Origin of the sequence: Mesorhizobium sp. M0195 (assembly GCF_040322115.1) — a bacterium.
Lineage (GTDB): Bacteria > Pseudomonadota > Alphaproteobacteria > Rhizobiales > Rhizobiaceae > Mesorhizobium.
The window spans coordinates 1-645 of sequence record NZ_JAMYSV010000095.1 but is presented as its reverse complement, the minus strand read 5'-3'; the positions used below and the strand labels follow the sequence as shown (position 1 = coordinate 645).

The following is a 645-nucleotide window of genomic DNA, read 5'->3' as shown; positions in this document are numbered from 1 at the left end:
CGAAGCTCTCATCATCTAAGGGTTCAAAAGAATCGAGCACGACGTCTCGTACCATTTGGATGGGTGATATCTTTGTCACGTTTGCGGGTAGCGTAACATCGATGAGAGCGATGAACGACACAGCGTCATCGAGACTCAGCAAGCGCTGGGCGATTGCGTAAGCCAAGATTCCGCCTGATGAGTATCCAGCGAAGCGATATGGTCCCTGCGGTTGAATTTCTTTGATCGCGAGGATGACCTGATCAGCTATCGCTTCAAGGGTCAGTGGACGAACTTCATCGAAAGACGGCCATGGTAAAGCGTAGACGGGACAGTCTACGTCCATTTCCTCCACCAGACCGACGACATAGGAACAATCTCCAAAACCTGTGGGGACAAAGAAGAGCGGTGGCTGCGATCCGGTTGGTCGAATGGAAATCACTCCGCGACTCCTGGGCTGTGGCTCCAAATGAATCTTCGATGCAAGTTCCTTCAGAACAGGGGCTTGGAAGAGGTCAGCGGCGCTAAAGTCCAGCCCAAGATCTAATGCTCGACTGAGCAACTGCACCGCCAGGAGCGAATGGCCGCCCAGTTCGAAGAAGTTGTCGTGGCGCCCGACCCGCTCGACACCGAGAAGCTCCGCCCAGATCTGTGCCAGCGCCGTCT

The 645-nt window shown here is 54.6% G+C and carries 1 protein-coding gene; it reads right to left on the bottom strand.

The features are described 5' to 3' along the window. The coding region (locus NKJ12_RS32170) for a thioesterase domain-containing protein (protein ID WP_352707745.1) at positions 1-645 on the bottom strand (645 nt) is incomplete at both ends.